The 18,641-nt window shown below is 70.3% G+C and carries 14 protein-coding genes and 2 pseudogenes; 7 read left to right on the top strand and 9 right to left on the bottom strand.

Translation table 11 applies throughout. The features are described from left to right. Positions 1–16: 16 nt before the first annotated feature. Both ABT296_RS35290 and ABT296_RS35285 read right to left on the bottom strand, forming a co-directional pair. Positions 17–1,249: a helix-turn-helix domain-containing protein gene (locus ABT296_RS35290; protein ID WP_351933647.1), complete on the bottom strand. Its 1,233-nt coding sequence runs from the start codon at positions 1,247–1,249 to the stop codon at positions 17–19. A gap of 254 nt (positions 1,250–1,503) precedes the next feature. Next, positions 1,504–2,022, bottom strand: coding sequence for a hypothetical protein (locus ABT296_RS35285; RefSeq protein WP_351933645.1), 519 nt, complete (start codon positions 2,020–2,022; stop codon positions 1,504–1,506). A gap of 554 nt (positions 2,023–2,576) precedes the next feature. Here ABT296_RS35285 and ABT296_RS35280 point away from each other — a divergent pair. Then, complete coding sequence (locus tag ABT296_RS35280) at positions 2,577–2,903, top strand: hypothetical protein (protein WP_351933643.1); 327 nt, start codon at positions 2,577–2,579, stop codon at positions 2,901–2,903. A gap of 206 nt (positions 2,904–3,109) precedes the next feature. Here the strand turns inward: ABT296_RS35280 and ABT296_RS35275 are convergent, their stop codons facing one another. Further along, entirely contained in the window at positions 3,110–3,463 is a 354-nt protein-coding gene (locus ABT296_RS35275) for an ASCH domain-containing protein (RefSeq protein ID WP_351933641.1), read from the bottom strand. Further along, positions 3,460–4,166 (bottom strand): annotated as a pseudogene (locus ABT296_RS35270) (hypothetical protein); the annotation flags it as partial. The gene ABT296_RS35275 and the pseudogene ABT296_RS35270, both read right to left, overlap by 4 nt. Positions 4,167–4,655: 489 nt before the next feature. Here ABT296_RS35270 and ABT296_RS35265 point away from each other — a divergent pair. Continuing rightward, positions 4,656–7,076 carry a bifunctional serine/threonine-protein kinase/ABC transporter substrate-binding protein gene (locus ABT296_RS35265; protein WP_351933639.1) on the top strand — a complete coding sequence of 807 codons (2,421 nt, stop codon included), beginning with the start codon at positions 4,656–4,658 and terminating at the stop codon, positions 7,074–7,076. 125 nt (positions 7,077–7,201) lie between these two features. Here the strand turns inward: ABT296_RS35265 and tnpA are convergent. Further along, positions 7,202–7,417: pseudogene (gene tnpA / locus ABT296_RS35260) on the bottom strand (IS200/IS605 family transposase); the annotation flags it as partial. On the opposite strand from tnpA, the gene ABT296_RS35255 reads away from it, so the two are divergent. Further along, positions 7,409–7,591, top strand: coding sequence for a hypothetical protein (locus ABT296_RS35255; RefSeq protein ID WP_351933637.1), 183 nt, complete (start codon positions 7,409–7,411; stop codon positions 7,589–7,591). The pseudogene tnpA and the gene ABT296_RS35255 sit on opposite strands and share 9 nt — an antisense overlap. Positions 7,592–7,672: 81 nt before the next feature. Here the strand turns inward: ABT296_RS35255 and ABT296_RS35250 are convergent, their stop codons facing one another. From ABT296_RS35250 to ABT296_RS35240, 3 genes are all read right to left on the bottom strand, one after another. Continuing rightward, positions 7,673–9,808: a hypothetical protein gene (locus ABT296_RS35250; protein WP_351933635.1), complete on the bottom strand. Its 2,136-nt coding sequence runs from the start codon at positions 9,806–9,808 to the stop codon at positions 7,673–7,675. A gap of 72 nt (positions 9,809–9,880) precedes the next feature. Beyond that, complete coding sequence (locus ABT296_RS35245) at positions 9,881–11,779, bottom strand: M6 family metalloprotease domain-containing protein (protein ID WP_351933633.1); 1,899 nt, start codon at positions 11,777–11,779, stop codon at positions 9,881–9,883. 107 nt (positions 11,780–11,886) lie between these two features. Further along, the gene (locus tag ABT296_RS35240) at positions 11,887–12,501 is read right to left on the bottom strand and encodes a LuxR C-terminal-related transcriptional regulator (protein ID WP_351933631.1); all 615 of its coding nucleotides are present in this window, start codon (positions 12,499–12,501) and stop codon (positions 11,887–11,889) included. A 621-nt stretch (positions 12,502–13,122) separates the two neighbouring features. On the opposite strand from ABT296_RS35240, the gene ABT296_RS35235 reads away from it, so the two are divergent. The 3 genes from ABT296_RS35235 (at position 13,123) to ABT296_RS35225 (ending at position 15,986) form a co-directional block, all read left to right on the top strand. Next, positions 13,123–14,307: a T6SS phospholipase effector Tle1-like catalytic domain-containing protein gene (locus ABT296_RS35235; protein WP_351933629.1), complete on the top strand. Its 1,185-nt coding sequence runs from the start codon at positions 13,123–13,125 to the stop codon at positions 14,305–14,307. 315 nt (positions 14,308–14,622) lie between these two features. After that, a complete protein-coding gene (locus tag ABT296_RS35230) occupies positions 14,623–15,579 on the top strand; it encodes an FHA domain-containing protein (protein WP_351933627.1) in 957 nt (318 codons plus the stop codon). 14 nt (positions 15,580–15,593) lie between these two features. Then, positions 15,594–15,986 (top strand): hypothetical protein, encoded by a 393-nt coding sequence (locus ABT296_RS35225; protein WP_351933625.1) that lies wholly within the window; start codon positions 15,594–15,596, stop codon positions 15,984–15,986. Between the two features lie 74 nt (positions 15,987–16,060). On the opposite strand, the gene ABT296_RS35220 is transcribed toward ABT296_RS35225, so the two are convergent. Then, entirely contained in the window at positions 16,061–16,969 is a 909-nt protein-coding gene (locus tag ABT296_RS35220) for an IS3 family transposase (RefSeq protein WP_351933623.1), read from the bottom strand. A 1,193-nt stretch (positions 16,970–18,162) separates the two neighbouring features. Here ABT296_RS35220 and ABT296_RS35215 point away from each other — a divergent pair. Further along, positions 18,163–18,641 (top strand): DUF4394 domain-containing protein (locus tag ABT296_RS35215; RefSeq protein WP_351933621.1); only part of this gene is annotated, 479 nt, incomplete at its 3' end.

Here is an 18,641-nt window from a genome sequence, read left to right as displayed (position 1 = left end):
AAGGCAACCCGAAAGGTCAGGAGCTGTCCAGCGGGACCCAGGCTCGCTCTCCCGCGTCGTTCCTGCCGTACCAGTAGTGCGGCATGCCCTTGATGCCGGTGGTGTGGAACGGGCGGCCGTCGTCGTCGATGCGGATCGTGCCGGTGCGGCCCTGGGAGGACCAGTCGAGTTCGAGGTACCAGCGGGCGTTGTAGGCCTGTGTCGTCGCGTGGACCTCCAGCACCTCCGGGTCTTCGGCGGAGACACGGTACGGGAAGCGTACGGCCGGGATGGTGTGCCCGCTGTCGGCAGCGTTCGCGCCGTCCGACTGGGCCAGGGGTCGGTCCTCGTCGAGGTTCACGGTGAAGTGACGGGGAGTGAGATCGCTGCCGCAGCCCTGGCCCATGGAGTAGGCGTTCCCATCCGCGGGGGCGCCGCGGCTGACGACCCGGACGTGGATCGCCTTGAGGACCACAGCCGTGGACGACCGCCCCTGCACCGAGATCTGCACCTTCGTCTGTCGCCCCTGCACCGCGCCCTGCGTCGTCGCCCACATCTCGGCGTCTTGTGGGAACGGCGGCGGAGGCACCTGCGCGGACGGCTTGTCGAGGACGTAGTCGTGGTCGCAGCCCTTGTCCCAAACCAGGGGATCGACGCTCCAGGTGAGGGGCGGGTCGGCGGCGGGTTCCGTGGCGGATGGTTGCGCCGAGCGGCCGGGTGCGCCTGTGGCGGGTGGCCCGGTGCTCCCCCTGGGGATCATGGAGCGGGACGACGTCTGCGTCCTGGAGGAGTTCCCGTCCGGGAGGACGGACAGACCTGCGACGCTGATGACGAGCAGCGCGCAGACGGTGGTGGTGGACGCGAGGAACCGTCGACGGCGGTGTGGGGAGCCTTCGCGGTCGCCGTACCTGTCCCGCTCCCTGCCGCCGCCCCCGCCCCCGTCGGCGTCGGCGTCCGTTTCCGTGTCCGGTGCGGGTGACGGAATTGCTGCCTGCGGTGAGTCGGCCGTACGCACCCGCTGCCGGGCCGCCACCGCCGACAGCCACAGTCGGTGCAGTTCGAGCCGCTCCCGAGGCGTCGCCCCGCAGAAGGTCGCGAGCCGCTCGACGGGAGCGAAGTCCTGAGGAACGCCATCGCCCGCGCAGTACCGGTGCAGTGTGGAGGCGTTCATGTCCAGCTGGCGGGCGAGGGAGCCGTAACTCCGGCCAGTGCCGTCCTTGAGCTGACGCAGCAATGCCGCGAACTCCTCGGCATCGTCCCCAACCGACATCGTTCCCCTGTCGTCCGCCCGCGATTCCCCATCCCAGGCCCTGATATCACTGCACGTCAGGTGGGCATGGAATGGTTCCTTGTTGCCCGAAGGACGGCAGTCGTCGCGCCGGCCGCCGATGGTCGACGACGTCCGATACGCAGACGCCGGCGGTCGCGTTCATGACCGCCGCGCGCTGGCCTCGGCCGCTGCCCAGCCGGACGGGTGTCCCGTCCGGCTGGGCAGGGCTGGGCTGGGCAGGGCGGGCTCCGCCGTCAGTGGGCGCTCACGGTGGCGATGTCGCTGATGTGGTTGTACCGCTCCACCAGCACGAAGAGCCTGGTCTCTTGCGTGTTCGTCCCACTGCCGAAGGTCAGCGTGACGGTAACCTCGTGTGAGTGCCCCAGCGTGCCGTTGTCCTTCACCGTCCACCGCATGGGCACGTTCTGGGCACGCAGAACGCCGTCCACCCCGTTCGTCTCCTCCCAGGCCACCAGCCGCTCGGCGAAGTCGGGCGTCAGGTAGTGCGTGCGGAGCGCCCTGGCCAGCGCGGCGTCCGGGTTGTCGTAGTCGCCCTTCGCGTCGATGTACGCGCCGAAGAAGTCGGCGACCCGGGTCACCACGTGTCCGGTCGTACCGGTGACCGACTTCGGTGCCGCGGCGACCGACTTCACGGCCGTGGCCGACTCCAAGGCGGCGGCGGGCACCTTCGCAGCGGTATGGACGGACCCCTGCGCCGATCCCTGCGCCGACACGCCGAGCCCAACGGCCAGGACGAGGCCGGCGGCAGCCACGCGCAGGCTCCTCGGGCGACGGCGTGCGGGGGACTTCCTGTTCATGAGCGTCTTCTTTCTCTGATCCGTGTGTGATGGCTCACGGCAGGCTCCGGCTTTCACCCCGAAGACGTCTGCCGCCGTTCACCACCTCGTCCCGCGCCCGATCCCGATCCCGGTCGCCGAACTCCGCACCTCCGGTGCCCGGACACACAAGTGCCGGTGCGACAGTGCGGGGTGGATGTCGTCGCCGTGCCACTGCCTGCGCCTCGGCCGGTGCGACACCCAGAGCCTCCAGGACGCCCGCAGTCCCCCACAACAGCAGCCCCCGCATCCCCGACGGTCAAACGATCCCACCCACGTTGACCTGTGGAAAAGCCAGTACCGGGAATGCCCTGGGACACATGGTCAGTCCCCTGCGGGACCGCCCGACTGCATCTTCGTTCGGCTCACAAGCCGCAGGCCCTTCTCGCGGGCCCCCTTCGCTGGCCCCAGCCGCGTGCCGAGCGGCGCTATCCCGCCCCTGCCCACCACTCGCCCCAGCTCCCATCCCGTCTGCCGTCGACCCCCACACCGTGGAGCGGGCGTTCGAGCGCCAGGCGCAGACGAACCGGACCAAGAACTCGGATCTTCTGCGGTACTTGGGAGCGACGCCCACCCCGCAGCCCGCTGACAACTCGGCCAGCCGCTACACAGTCTTCGAGGACACGCTGGAGACCTACCTCGATCAGCACTGGCCGGCTTGGAAGGAGCGGCGACAGGAACTCGTCCGCACAGGCGAGGGCATCGACGGGAAGAACGCGGCCACGTATCTGGAGACGACCCGGACCGTCGCGACGGAACCGCCCTTTCTGCTGCATGCCTTGCTGGAAAACGTTCGGTCGGCGGCGGGACGGCGCTAGCCGAATGGTCGACTGGACGGCCTCGCTGCCCCCACGCGTGGTGGGGGCGATTGCGGGAGGCCGCTTCGGAGCTGCTCGCCGAGCGCGGCTCGAGGCAGCCTTCCTCGGCTCATATCTCCTGTGTGCTGCGAGGGCACACACAGGGGAGTTGTGAGTCTGTGTCTATCGCCCCTTGCTGGGGCAGTAATGCAGACAAGGTCAGGGCGTCAGGCGAGGGGCCCGATCTGGATGGCGAGGGCGCCAAGGGCTTCCTTCTCGGGTGAGTAGATGGCGCGGATGTTGGCGAGCTGCTTGTCGCGGGTGGCGGTGGGGTTGACGCTGGAGGGTCCCTCGCCGTCGAGCAGTGACTCGAAGTCGGTGTACTCGGTGACCCGGACGACCTTGACCTCGCAGGTCTCGTCAGTGCCCTTGATACGGAAGCGGATGGTGTCACCGACGGCGAGGTCGGCGAGGTGCGGGTACTTCACCCGTACCTCGATGGTCTTGGTGCCCGCGGCGACGAGGTCGAAGTATTGCCGGTAGAGGTTGAGTTCGCGGACTCGGGCGGTCGTGTCGGTCATGCGGCGGGAACGCTCCTGGAGGTTGGTGCGGTCATCATGCGGCTGATCTCGGTGGCCGAGTACGAGCGGTAGAAGTGGCGGGGGTCGGACAGCAGCGTCGCCGTCAGGGCCAGCAGTTGGTCGGCGTATTCGGCGATCGTGCCGGGCCACTGTCGGGCGTCCAGCCCGCCGCTCCTGTAGGCAAGTTGGTGTGCCCCTCGCGGATCAGGGACTTGGAGAGTTTCGCGCCGGTGTCGGTGACGACTTGGGGGCAGAAGAAGCGGGCGGGGAGCTGGGTGCGGGTGAGGTCGACGGCTTGGAGGGCTTCGTCGATGAGGAGGGAACCGAAGACCCAGTCTCCACCCTTGACCATGACGTGCAGGGTGCCGCCCTCGGTCGGCTTGGTGAGGGTGAGTTCCTTGACCAGGTTGCGGTACAGGGTGGCCAGGTCGAGGTAGACGCCGGCGGTGGGTGTGATGGTGGCCTGGTAGGCGCCGTGGTGCAGACAGACAGCGGCGACGGTGGCGCTGTGACGGTCGGCGAGGTGCACGCTGGTGCGCTCGGCGTGCTTCTCGGCCCAGCCGCAACCCGTGTGTGGGCAGGGGATGCGCAGGTGCGGGGTGCCGGTGGAGGGCGCGAGCCACCAGCGGGCGGCGTCGAGGCGGGGGAGGAGCCGCAGCCAGGTGCGGCGGAAGGGCCCGTCGGCCTGCTGTCGGCTGTAGGTGCCGCAGCAGCACAGCCCGGAAGCTCGGCGGTGCGGTGGCGCCAGCGGGAATCCGGGGAGCGGGGGGCTGCGCTGCGAGGGTCTGTGCGTTCGTGGTGCGGGAGACATCACGGAACCTGCGGGTGGACCATCGCCTGCCTGTCTCTGCAAATTGTCCGGCAGGCCGCCCGCACGGCGGGCTCGTCAAGGGCGCGCGCTGTGCGGGCGGGGCAGCGCCAAAGGGGCAAGCCGCCGGTGACACAGCCCGACAGGGCATGGACGTCGTCTCAACGCAGCCTCCTCGGCAGCGGTCGGCGCCAGACATCACGTCGCAGCGTCTGGTGCGGCAATTCCCCTCACCGCGGTCCGCCTCATGAGCGCCCGCCTTGGCTCGGCCCCGAAGCGGGGCCCCGGGCCGGCTCCTACCGGCCCTTCGCCCCTTCCTCATAGGGGCGTGGTCAAGCCGACTTTCGGTCACCCTGTCGGCTCATAAGGATTTAGAGTGTGCGCGTGACCGAGGAGAACAACGCACTCATCGCCGGCCGCTACCGCCTGGTCGAACCTATCGGCCAAGGCGGCATGGGCCGGGTCTGGCGCGGCCTCGACCAGCAGCTCTTCGGGCGCGAAGTCGCCATCAAGGAAATTGTCTTCCCTCCGGGCATGGACGAGGCCGACCGCGAGGCACTGCTCAGGCGGTTCACCGGCGAGGCACGCGCAGCGGTCACTCTCAGCCATCCGGGGGTCATCACGGTCCATGACGTCGTGGAGCACCGCGGCGCCCCCGTCATCGTCATGGAGCTGATCCGCGGCCGGTCCCTGGCCGCCGAGATCCGCAGCCACGGCCGGCTGCCCGTACGGCGGGTGGCGGAGATCGGCGCCGTCGTGCTGGACGCGCTGGCCGAGGCGCACGCGGCGCGGATCGTCCACCGCGACATCAAGCCGGACAACGTGCTCCTGGCCAAGGACCGGGTCGTCCTGACCGACTTCGGCATCGCCCACCTCGCCGACGCCACGACCAAGCTGAGCCACAGCGGGATCGTCATCGGCACCCCGCAGTACATGCCGCCGGAGCAGCTCGACGGCAAGCGCCCGACTCCCGCCAACGACCTCTGGGCGCTCGGCGCCACCCTGTACCACGCCGTCGAGGGGCATCCCCCGTTCGAGGCGGAGGGTCTCCACGCCCTCGCTGTGGCCGTGTTCAGCCGTCCGCACCGGCCGCCGGTCCACGCGGGCCCGCTCGCCCCGTTGCTGGACGCGCTGCTCGCCAAGGACCCGGCCGAGCGCGTGGGCGCCGCGGAGGCGGCCGATATGCTCAGGGCCGTCCGGGGCTCCGCCCCCTCCCCCACCGGTCCGGACCGCGGGCCCGGCCCCGCGCGGGAGGCCGAACCGGGCGACGGTCCGGGACCGGAATCCGCTTCCGACCCGAAGGCGGCTCCGACGCCGGACGTGCCCATGGAGCTGCCCTCCGCCCCGAAGACGCCCGAACAGGCCGACTCGTCGACACCGTCCGTACCGACCCCCACCGTCCCCGACTCCTCCGGGGGCGGCGCGGGCCCCGCGCATCACCGCGTACCCGACCGGCCGACCGGGCCGCCGGTCGTCATGACCCCGGACCAGCAGCTGCCCACACTCGACGCGACACCTCCGCCGGAGCGGAACGACCGGACGCCCAGGGGGCCCCGGGGCCTCACCCGGCGCTCCGCCGTCCTGGGGACGGCGCTCGCCGTGCTCGCCACGGGCTCGCTCCTGACCTGGTCCCTCACCCGCGACGACGACCCGCGGGGCGGCGGCGGGAGCGGCAGCGGGTCGACGGCCTCCTCCTTGACGGTGCGGATCGGGGTGGACGCGCCCCTCAGCGGCGGACTCTCGTCGATGGGCACCGGTATCAGGAACTCCGCCGAACTCGCGGTCCGGACCGCCAACGAGACCGGACACGTCCCCGGCGTGACCTTCGAGCTCACGGCCGTGGACGACGGGGCCGACCCCTCCAAGGGAGCGGCCAACGCGACCCGGTTCGTGTCCGACGACAAACTGGTCGGCGTCGTCGGCCCGCTCAACTCCGCCGTCGCCCGCACCCTGGTGCCCGTGCTCTCCGACGCGGGCGTGGTCAACGTGTCGCCGGGCAACACCGACCCCGCCCTGACCCTGGGCCCCGACTGGGCCACGGGCACCCGCGCCCGTCCTCACTCCACCTACTTCCGGACGATCGGCACGGATGTCGACCAGGGGCCGTTCGCGGCCCGGTACCTGCACGGCGTCGGGAAGACCAAGCTCTACGTGGTCGACGACGCGAGCCCTCACGGAACCGCCGTCGCCTCCGGCCTCACCGCCGAATGGAAGAAGCTCGGGGGGACCGTCGTCGGCACCGAGCAAGTCGATCCCGCGGAACGCGACTTCGCGGGCCTCGCCCGCAGGGTACGGTCCTCGGGCGCCGAAGCCGTCTACTTCGGCGGCTACTACGACACCGCGGCACCGCTGTCCCAGCAGCTCAAGCAAGCGGGCGTGACCATCCCCCTCATGGGCGGCGACGGCATCTTCGACCAGGCGTACCTCACCGAGAACCCCCGGGCCGACGGCGACCTCGCGACCCAGATCGGCGTACCGGCCACGGCGTCGGCGGCCGGACGCGACTTCCTCACCCGGTACGAGAAGGCGGGCTACGCGCAGCCGCCCGGCTGGTACGGCCCCTACGCCTACGACGCGACCTGGGCCCTCATCGAGGCGGTGAAGGCCGTCGCGAAGTCGGACGGCGGCACCCTTGTCGGCGACGTCCGCGCGAAACTGCCGCAGGCCCTCGAACACCTGGCCTTCGACGGCGTCACCGGCCCCGTCGCCTTCGACGGCGGCGACGCCGTCAACCGTCGGCTGACGGTGTACCAGGTGGACGGCGGAAGCTGGCAGGCCAGGACGAGCGGCTCTTCCACCCCGTGACAGGGCGCCCCTCGGTGGCCGAGGGACGCCGGCCGTCCCGACGCGGCGCTTACCGGGACTCTTGCGGAAAGCACCGGCGTTCACGCCGGGGATGAATGCATCTCAAGACCGCTCTGACGTGCACGTCAGAGCAGACGTTTTTGCTGCCCGATGTACTGGCGGACGATCGCCAGCGGTGCTCCGCCGCACGATGCGCAGAAGTATGAGGGCGACCACAGATGCCCGTGCATGATGGCGCGGTTGATGCGGCCGGTGAACTCCTGCCGGATTCGGCGGGCGGAGACGCCCTTGAGGCTGTTGACCAGCTTGGAGACGGCGACCTTGGGCGGGTAGTGCACCACAGCGCGACCAGAGGCGGCGGGGTCGTCGCCGCCATCGACGACGACAACAGGATCGGGGACGTCCAGGTCATTCCCGAGGGCAGTTTCGCCAAGGACTGGACGGAGGTCAGCGCGCTGCGTCCGCAGGAAAGCCGTCTCGCAGCGGGCCGCGCGGCGGCATCGCGCCGCGCCTGACCCTCCTTGTACACCTCGGTGTCCTGTGCCGGCGCAACGGCACAGGACACCGGCATGACGTCCCGCACACCGACAGGCCCCTCACGCCAGCAGCTGCGCGAACCCCGGCGCCGTCTCCCCGTACCGCACGTTCCAGCCCTCGACGACGGCCGCCTCCAGAACGCCCGTGTCCACGTCCTCCAGAAGACGCGGCGACGGCTGCCCCGGCGAGTTCTCGTAGTTGAACGCGATGACGTCCAGGAACACCGGGCGCTTCAGCCCCCTGCTGTTCAGCCTCAGCAGCAACGACTGGGCAAGTGCCGGATACGGCGTGAACTCGGGGTTGCGGAGCCAGTCGGCGAGGTCCGCCTCCGGCACGCTGTAGTCGACGGCCACCTCTCCCAGCGCGTCCATGAAGGCGCTGGGCGACGCCTGCGCCTGGAGCAGCCTGCTCAGCTCGCCGCGTCCGACGGCGTCGAGGTCCGGCGGCTGGGCGATCAGCCTGAACGCCTGCCTCAGCCAGGCCCGTTCGGCGATCCGGCGCGTGTTGAGGTCGCTCCACGGCGGTTCGGGCGTCGGCCTGCGGAACGGCGCGGGCATCCGCTGGTACCGCTGCGCGATCCGGGCCAGACAGTCACCGAGCTTCGCCACGTCGTCGGGGTGGATGCCCTCCACCCACCCCGGTGCCGTGAACACGGCCGTGGCGGACGCCGTCGTCCCGCCGCCGCTCACCGTCACCACCGCGGGCGTCTCGTATCGCTCCCCGCCGCGGGAGGTGAGCACCAGCTCGGCCGTCTCCGGCTCGATCGTGTAGTCGAGCGTGAACACCGCCCCGTCCACGGGCACGTCGACCGTCCCGCCCGGAGCTGCCGCCGGGACACCTCCTACGCTCCAGCTGACCGTGGGCTGCGGGTCGACGGGGACACCACTGCCGCCGAAGCCGGTGCTGCGCACGTCGAAAGCTGCGGTCGTGGCCGTGGCGAACGTCCCGCGGCGGACGGGATCGCCGCACGGCGTCCTGGTCTCCTGGAGGTCACCGACGGGACCCATCACTCCGTCGGTCTGGAGCCCCCGGACGATCTCGGCCGCGCTCGCCGCGCCGGCCGTGACCGACACGTCCACCCAGTGCCGGTCCGGATCGGCGGCCACGGTGCGCACGACGAGCGATGTCGTCGCGACGGTGACATCGGTGTCCGGTGAATGCGTCGGTACGGCCCCTCGATACCACACGCGCGGGCCCTTGTTGGCGATGTCGACGACCGAATGGACGACCACTCCCTCCCGCGAGAGGCTCGCCCCCAGCGGGTCCATGCCGGCGTCCCAGCCCTCGGGTACGCGGTACTCGACGTAGACGCGGCCCACCCCGTTGGCCGGCTCGCCGGGCGGGTGCAGCAGGAGCAGGCACCTGCCGTTCGACGCGGACGCCGGTACGAGACGGGCGGTGACCGGCACGCCCGGCTGCGGGAAGGACGCCTCGACCACCCGGCCGGCCAGCGCGTCCGGCATGAACAGATGCAGGTTCGCGCGCGCGAGGTGCGGGCCCATCGCGACGGCGCCCGGGTACGGCCAGCCGGGGACCGTCGGCCCGCTGAAGGTCGGCTCACCGGAGTAGGTCGGCCCCGTGCCGAGGAAGCGGCCTGCGAAGGTGGCCGACGACATGAGGTCGTACGGCGAGCCGTACTCCTGGCCCACGATGATGTCGGCGTCGCCCGGCGCCCAGTCGGTGCCGTTGTTGTCGAGCCCGAAGGAGTGGTCCAGGCCGAGGACATGACCGACCTCGTGGCACATGAAGGTGTGGTCGCTCGCCATCACCGGCAGCACGGCGACCGGCAGACCGTCGACAACGCTCGCGCCGCCGTCGAAGCTCTGCGTGATCGTGGGCGGCTGGCCCGGGGTCCCCGCCAGGGGGTTGGGCATGGTGCGCTGTCCCGGGTGGGTGAGGACGATCAGGCCGTTGAGGCCCGGCCACTCCGGGGGATCGGGGAACCGGGCGCGCAGCGCGTCGACGGCGGCGCGGGCCTGGGCCGCGCGGGAAGTGTCGGTCCCGATCGTCATGTCGACCCACGGGAACATCGTCGAGTCGACGAAGTCGAGATGTCCCCGGGTGGTGTTCTCCCAGAACCGCAGCACGGCGTGGTCGCCGGTCATGAGCACCGCGATGCACGCGGGGTCCGGGATGACGGGCACGGTGGTGTCGTGCCGGGCCCGGATGATGCCGAGGCGGACGGACTTGGCCATGATGTTCGGCTCCTTGTCGGGACTGCCGACGCGGGTGCGACCGATGGGAGTGCGCTGCGCCCCGGGGCGCACTCAGGAACCGGTCCTGACCCGCAGTTCCCAGTGGTGCAGAGTGCCGGCGGCGGGCTGCGCCGCGTCCGTGATGCGCAGCGCCCAGGGGCCCGCCACACCGGTCCCCACGAGTGAGGCGAGCAAGGAGGGCGGCTGGGAGTCCAGCGAGAGCCGCAGGTTCTTGCTGGCTCCGCCCGTGCGGTTGTGCAGCACCGCCCGCCGTCCGGTCGGCGACAGCAACACCACACGAAGGTCCCCGATGTGGGGATGCTCGATGTCGATCACGACCTTCAACTCACGCACGGTACCCGCGCCCTGGAGCGTGATGGCGTCGGTCAGACCACCGGGGTCCTCCTGCGGGATCGGCGCGTCCGGCGACGACTCTCCCGTGATGAGGGCCTGGGCGGCGTCGTCGTGCGTCCCGGCGTGGAAGGTGATCACCGGGCCCGGCTCGCCGATCTCGGAGATGGTGAGGCCCGATTCGCTGCCGTCCCACCACAGGGACGCGGGTCGGCTGCTGTGCGAGAGGGCCGTGCCGGGGCTGGGGCCGTAGAGGTCCGAGCCGTCTCCCTGGTTGCGGTTGGTCTCCAGGTCCAGATGGCCGTCGGCCTGTACGAGCGCGCACTGGTAGTGCTTGAGCAGCGTGCCCTGCTGGAACTCGTTGGAGCCCTTGACGTCGCAGTGGTAGACGGCGAGGCCGCTGGCGGACAGGGCCGAGTCGAAGCCGTGGCGGCTGCGGTTCTCGACGACGAAGTACTCGACGTTCGAGCGCTGCGGGTTGTCGTAGACATAGACCTTGTCGTACGCCCCGTGTTCGATGGCGAAGTCACCCTCGGCCGCGAGGTCGACCTCCTCACCACACCAGTCGACCAGCCGCCGCAGATACGCGCACACGGCCGACGGCGTACGGCCCCTGCCCAGATGGTCGCCCGCGGCCATCACGCAGTAGTTCCCGAGGCCCGCGCTGGTGAAGTCGTCGCCCTCGCGTTCGATCGTCCCGTAGTCGTACAGGTCGGGCCAGCGGCACAGAAGGTGGCCGCTCTCGTGGCAGTAGGTGCCGATACTCAGATCGGCGGCGTTACGCCCCATGGCGGTGACGGTGTACAGCTCGGTCCGGGTACCGTCGACGACCCGGCGGTGCACCCAGTTGTGCGGCCACAAGTCGCCCACGTACTCGGTACGGCCCGCGTACATGATGTTCAACGAGTCGACGATGCCGCGCCCTTGCGAGTCGAACCGGCCGAAGTCCACTCCGTCGTCGACCGCCGCCTGGATCGCGTCCGGGACGAGGAGCCCTTCCGTGTTCGCGTACGCCAGCTTGGACCGGGGCAGCCGGTACGGCCCCACAACCTGGTTGGTGAAGTCGAGCCGGCCCGTCGACATCGTCTTGAAGAACTCGTTCACCGAACAGCGGTTTCCGTTGGCGTGGTAGTCCGGGCTGTTCAGCATGGCGATCACGTCGTCGGGCGTGACATCGGAGTCGGTGCCGGGGAAGGTGACGAGAATGGTCAGGCCGGCCACGTTCCCCTCGCTGACCCGGTCGCCGGGCAGCAGCCCACGATTGGCGCCGAAGGTGAAGCCGACGCCGGAGGGCATGCTTCCCCTCTCCTCCGGCGGCACCATCTTCGCGAAGCGGTCCCCCACCACGTTTCTGCGGTACTCCGAGCCCTCCTTCAGATGCCGGCGCAGTCCTTCGGGCGGCCGGTCCGAGAGGCGTACGCCCGTGGAACCGAAGCGCCGCCGGGGGCCCTCGCCGACCGGCTTCGCGTAGCAGTAGCCGTCGTACTCGGGGTCGTACACGACCGTGTAGCCGTCCAGCGTCTCGTACCGCGCGTATTTGTCGTCGCCGAAGGTGACGAGCTGTACGTCGCCGCCTCTGTGCTGGGTGAAGGTGAGGGTTTCACCGAAGATGGCACTCATCGCGCACTCCTCCCGTACGACAAGGGAGCGAAGGGCCGCCGACTTCAGTTTCCGCCCCCACGCGAATACCTGAAAGGGCAGGACCACCCCGGGCGGCAGGGGCAGAACTACCCCTTGACGATGTCGTGGGAGAGGGCGAAGCGGGTGAGATCGGCGCGCCGCCGGGACCCGATCTTGTCCCTGAGCCGGTCCAGATGGGAGTGCACGGTGTTCTCGCTGATGCCCAGGCGGACGGCGATGCCGCGATCCGTCTCCCCGACAGCCACCAGTTCCATGATCTCCCGCTCGCGTTTCGTGACACGGCAGGGCGGGTCGAGACACGGGCGCGGACCGACCGCGAGGACGGCGGAGACATATCGGCAGCCGGCGACGACGAGTCTGAACGCCGCCAGCAGTTCCAGCTCGCCGGCCTGCCGGCTCAGACAGCCCCGGGCTCCGGCGCGGATGGGCTCCGCGATGTCGGCGGGCGGCGCGGCGTACACCACCATCACCCGCACACCGCGCGCGGCGAGCCGCGAGACGGTCCCCGACAGGACGTCCGGCGGCTCCTGGAGGTCCAGGAGGAGCAGGTCACCGCTCTCCAGCTCCCCCTCGGCCTGCGCGACGGACCGCGCCCCAACGGCGAACTCCAGGTCGGGCGCGGAGTCGATGACACGGGCCAGCCCGTACCGATAGGCGGGGCAGTCACCGACCACGGCGACACGGCTCACGTCGGTACTCATGGGGACCCCGGGAATGCTGGTACCGGATGCACTTCCAGTGTTCGTCCCCCGCGTGGTTCCCGCACGCCGAGCGCGGGCAGCGACACCGGGCCGCAGGCCGGGCCGAGGGGCACCCGCAGGTCCGGGGGGCGGCTGCCTTGTCGTGCCCGGCGTCGACCCGTGCCGTGACGCCGGTCCCGACGAGGGTGCGGGGCGCGTCGACCGTGGTGTTCGGTGCCGTCGATGTCCACGATGGCGTCACCTTCGAGGATGGTCACGCTCTCGGGGCAGCTGGGGGTGTGCGGGGCGATGCCGCCGTCGCCCTCGCCATCGCCGTCACCGTCACCGTCGCCGTCGCCGTCGCCGTCGAAGAGGATCTGACCGGTGATGGGCGAGCGAGGCGCCCGCAACATGGTGCGGGCCCGCGCCGAGCTGGAGGTGGTCGTCGCCGGGCTGGCCACAGTCTCCGCATTGAGCTGTACCCCGAGCCAGCTCACTGACTACTGCAGTGGTTCACGCCAGGAGACGGGCGGCGGTACAGCGAGCATCCCTTCCGTGGCCTTCGCATGGCATGTCGATCCCCGTGGTGCCAGCATGGAAAGGGTGTTGGGCGCCGCTCCGCTCTCCTGAAGGGGGACGCTCATGACCAAGCGTCTAGTCGTCTGCTGCGACGGCACATGGAACTTCGCAGACCAGCCGAGCAAGACCAACGTCGCCAAGGTCGCCCTGTCGCTGCGCCCCGGTACCACCGCAGCGAAGGAGCAGCGCGTCTACTACCACAGCGGCGTCGGCACGCACCGACGGGAGCGCGTGCGGGGCGGCGCGTTCGGCGTGGGCCTGTCCCGCAATGTCGTCGACGCCTACCGCTTCCTCGTCGAGATCTACGAGCCCGACGACGAGCTGTTCCTCTTCGGCTTCAGCCGGGGCGCGTTCACCGCCCGCAGTCTGGCCGGACTGATCCGCAACGGCGGCATCCTGCGCCGTGACCACGCCGACCGGATCCCTCAGGCCTGGGCCCTGTACCGGGACCGGATCGAGCAACCCAACGGCGCCGCCGCCACGTTGTTCCGCCGCTCCTACGCGCGCGAGACGGAGATCCGCTTCATCGGGGTGTGGGACACGGTCGGTTCGCTGGGCATCCCGTACGCGGGACGGCTCAACCGCCGCTGGGCGTTCCACAACACCGAGTTGAGCAGCTGGGTCAAAGCCGCCTTCCATGCGCTGGCCGTCGACGAGCAGCGCTCGGCGTTCCGGCCGACCCTGTGGCACCAGCAGCCCGGGGCCGCCCAGCAGGGCCAGGAGCTGAAGCAGGTGTGGTTCGCCGGAGTGCACTGCGACGTCGGCGGCAGCTACAAGGAGACCGGGCTGTCCGACATCGCCCTGCTGTGGATGGTCGATCAGGCCCGCAGATACGGCCTGGAGTTCGACCTCGACGCCCTCAGCGAGGCCGGACCCAAGGTGATGCGTCCCGAGGAGAGCACCGACTTCCGTGTACGGCCGGACAGTTCGGGCCTGCTGCACTCCTCACGGACCGGCATGTACCGCCTGGCCAAGCCGCTGCACCGGCCGATCGGACATGCGGCGAACGGCAAGGGCGAACTCGACGGCAACGAGTTCCTGGCGGTACCGGCCAAGGAGCGGTACGACCGCGACACGGGCTACCGGCCGCCCCAGCTGGAGCGGTATCTCGCCGCCCAGGAGCGCGTGCGGCTGGAGCCCGTGCTGTTGCCGGACCTCGCCGCCGGACTGCCGCCCATACCCCCCGCGCCCTCCGGGCCGCAGGCCGCGGCGCCGCAGCCGCCCGAAGAGCTGCCCCGGACCCCGTGACACCCCGGTCCGGCACGCCCGAAGGGTAAGGAAATCCAGGATTCTCACCTGCACCCTCTTCGCCGGCAATGCGCTGCTGGAGGCCACCGCCAACGACCGGACGGGCACAGGCCGCAGGCGCGGAGACCAGCACGTCGGGACCGGAGGCCTGCGGACCGATGGGGCGGGGCCGAGCGCACTGCCGAGATCCGGCCGTCCGAGATGCTGTGGCAGGACGGGACCGACCGGCCTTTACTGGAAGGAGAGCATCACCGGTACAGGCGGCCAGTCATTTTGCCCGCCGCCGGGTACTTCGCCAAGGCAGGAGGTCGTGCCATGGACCCGCCTCAGCGAGAGCGCAGCTTGCCGCAACTCGTGGTCGACCGACCGGACCGGATGCGCGGCCGGGTCTTCGTCATCGACAACCAGCCGATGCTGGTCGGGCGGGACTCCGAATGCCAGATCCAGGTGGGCGATCCGAGTGTCAGCCGACGGCACGCGGTGGTGTGGCGGGCCTCGGGCCGGACCACCGTCGAGGATCTCCAATCCACCAACGGCACCATGCTGAACGGGCACCCGGTGCTCGGGCAGCAGGTGCTGCACTCGGGCGACGTGCTGGATTTCGGGCCCCTGGAGGTGCATTACGAAGAGCGGCGCTCCGCCGACCAGACCGTTCAAACCCCAAAGCCCGGGGCCGGCGGCACCCCGGACGGGAGTGAGGACACCATGCCGGGCTGGGGCCCCGCCCATGCGCCCGGGCCCACGCCTCACGGCGCTCCCGGCGCAGGGCCGCCACCCGCCTACCCGCCGGGCGGCCCGGCACCCCGCGAGGCCGGCCGTACGCCGCCGCCCGGCGGCGGGCGACAGTTCGACATCGGAGAACAGCAGGCCGACCGGCTGAGCAACATCGCCGGAAACCAGTACAACTACGTTCAGCAGGCGCAGCGCGAGAGCTTTTTCAAAGAGATCGCCGCGACCCGTACCAGGGCACGACACCTGATCCTGCTCGGCTTCCTGCTGTCTTTGGTCGGGGGCGGAATCTACGGCTGGGTGGTCATTCGATTCATTTCCAGCGCCGACGACGACATTTCGTCGGGGAGTTCGAACTTCGACTCTTCCCCGGAACTGCTCGGGCCAAAGGTGGCCGGGGTGCCGGTAGGGGCGGTCGGGTTCGCGATGGCGGCTGTCGGGACGGTCCTGATGGTCATCGGGATTGTTCTGCACGTCGTGGCGACGTCCCGACGCCGCCGTTTCGAGGATGCCGAGCGGCAGGCGTCCTGGCGGCAGCGGTGAGGAGATGAGGAGCCATGGCCTTCAACATCGGCAACCAGCAGGGCGGCGTGGTCAACAACGTCGCCGGGAACCAGACCGTTCACGATGGCCAGTCGGCCGCCTTCACAGCGGGCGGGCAGGAGGCGCGCAGCCTGGTCCGCGAACTACGGGCGTCCATCGAGCAGACGGCACTGCCGCCGGCCATCGAGCCCGAGGTGCGGGCCGAACTGGACTCGCTGGACGAGGAGGTCGCCCAGCCGGAGCCAGACCGAAAGGCGGTGGCGGGCCGGCTCGGCCGGATCACCCAGCTGCTGTCCTCGGCGGGTGCGCTGGCCACGGCCGGCACGAGTTTGATCGGGCCGCTTGGAGCGCTCGCGGGCTGGCTCGGCGCACTCGGCCAGCCGATCCTGCGGGCGATCTCAGGCTGATGGGAGGAGGCTACTGACGGAAAGGGCCATGACCCCGGATGTCGGACAGGGGTCACCTGTGCCGGACACCCGGGTCAGCCGCTCCCCACAGGGATCACCAAACGGGCAAACCCTCGGTAGCCACTATTGAAGCTTCCCCGTGATCTTGGACACTCGTCGGTTATGCCCGCGAGGGCGTGTTGATGCCACTGCCTGGTCTCGGCCGGGGTGAGGTAGCCGAAGGTCTTGTGCTTGCGGCAGCGGTTCTGGAATGTCCCGATGAAGGTGAGGACCTCGGCGCGGGCGGTGGCCCGGCCGGGCCAGATGCGGGTGCCGATCTCTTCCTTGAGCAGGGCCCGGAAACTCTCCGCGGCCGCGTTGTCGAAGCGTGATCCGGTGCGTCCGCAGCTGTTCCGCAATCCCAGCTCCCTCATTCGCTCGCAGAATTGGTTCGAGGTGTATTCGCTGCCGCGGTCACTGTGGATCACGCAGCCGGGCTCCGGGGTCCCTCGGCCGTAGGCCATGTCGAGGGCGTCCACGACGAGTTCTGCGCGGTGGTGATCAGCCATGGCATAACCGACGACCTCGCGGGTGGCCAGGTCCAGCCAGCAGGCGAGGTAGAGCCGGCCCTCGGCAGTGGGCAGGCAGGTGATGTCGCCGACCAGCCTGATCCCGGCCCGCTCAGCGTGGAAGTCACGGCCGATCAGGTCAGAAGCCGGCTTCGCCTTCTTGTCGGGCCTGGTCAACGAGCGGCGCTTGCGCCGGGTGACGCCTCGGATGTCGCGCTCGCGCATCACGCGGGCGATGCGCTTGCGGTTCACCCGCCGCTCCAGACGCCGCAGTTCGGCGTGGATGCGCGGGACACCGTAGGTGCGGCGGGAGGCGACGTGCAGCACCGTGATCTCGTGCGCGAGCGCGTCGTCGGCGGCCTGCCGGGCACGGCGGGCGGCCTCACCTCCGCGCCACGCGTAGTAGGAGGAGAGGAGGCGCGCAGCACCCGGCACAGCAGGACGATCGGGAATTCGCCTTCTCCGCATGAATCAACCGGCACAACTCGCTCACCGGTCGTTCTCCTTCACGAAGAAGGCGGTGGTGATCTCGATCGCCCGCTGCTGTTCGCGTTGGACCTCACCTGATGGTCGAGGCCGCGCCGGACGCCACCCGCGATGCAGGGCGGCGGACGGGGAACCCCGCACACTCACCCCCCGAACCGACTGGGACCGGACGATGTGCCACAGCGGTTCGGGAACCATCTCGACCGACTCGCCTTCAACAGCACCATCATCGAGACCGGCGCCGAGTTGTACCATCTCGCCCGGACCAAGGCCAAGGAGCAGCAAACGAAGCAGTGCTCCCGAGGCCGGCTGACCGGTGGAATCTAGCCCTTGCCGTCACGGGCCTGGCGGTCCAGGAACTCGATCAGCCGCGTTTCCGAACGTGCAAGCCTCTCCCGTAGTTCGCGGGGAAGTGCGGTGAGGGCGTCGACCAGGACCCTCTCTCGTGGAACGTGAACCATGTTGCCGGAGTAGATCCGGCAACTGGAACACCAGGCGAGTCCGATGCACCGCTCGAACATGGAGGACTCGGGCGGATGGCAGCGGTACTGGTACGAGCGGACGGGCGTTGTGCAGGCGACACAGCGCCGACGGTCCCCATCGAGGACCGTGTCCCAGATCCCTACCTTGCGCCAGGGCTGCCGCCCGGCCGGCACTCTTCAAGTCGTCATGCCCGGCATCCTCCCCCACAGCAATCCCCCCTGCACAGCCCTCCTGGCGAAGGCGGGGCCGGAGCAGACCTGGAGCCGGGGCGAACCAGGGCTGGACCAACCGCCGAACGGGCCCGCGCACACTACCCTCTCGTCCACGAACTCCGCGCCCAGGGCTTGGCCCAGCGCCCCATCCCCCGCCATCCGGGCCGAGGACGCCACATCGTCCAGCGGTACGCACGCGCCGCCCGCCGGCAGAACATGGTCAAGGGCCCTCTCGGCGGAGGCAGGCCCTACGGGCTTCAGGCGCCTCTTGACCGGCGCTCCCGCAGGACGGTTCGCGGTGGTGCATCCGCGGACGCAAGGCGAGGACCTTTTGTACGCCGAACGGGCGGTCTGCTGCCTTATGACCCATCCTGCGGGTCGGCGGCACCGAACTACGTGCAGGCCCGCCTACTGCAAGCGCGGGCCGTTCACCGAACGGAGATCTTCGTGCGTACACGCATCACCGCGGCCGCCGTCGCCGCCGCCATCGCCGGGCTGCTGGTCCCGGCCGTCGCTTCCGCGGAATCGGACGGCCCCGGCTTCTCCCCCGCCCACCGGGCGGCAGCCAACGGCGGGCTGATCAGTGTCGGGCTGACCGCGGACCAACGGCTGGTGGGCTTCTCCACCGCCCGGCCGGGCGACACCTGGTCCCTGGGCAAGGTCTCCGGCCTGCGCGGCGACACCGTCCTGGTCGGCATCGACTTCCGCGTCCAGAACGGAAAGCTCTACGGCGTCGGCGAGAAGGGCGGCGTATACACGCTCAGCTCCAAGGCCAAGGCCATGAAGGTCTCCCAGCTGACCACCGCTCTCCAGGGACGTCACTTCGGCGTCGACTTCAACCCCGCCGCCAACCGGCTGCGCGTCATCAGCGACACCGGCCAGAACCTCCGCCACAACATCGACGACCCCGCCGCCCCGCCGACCAC

The sequence above is a fragment of the Streptomyces sp. NPDC000983 genome (assembly GCF_040299205.1).
Classification (GTDB): Bacteria; Actinomycetota; Actinomycetes; order Streptomycetales; family Streptomycetaceae; genus Streptomyces.
The sequence above is the reverse complement of the archived record's forward strand: the minus strand, read 5'-3'. Positions and strand labels throughout refer to the sequence as shown.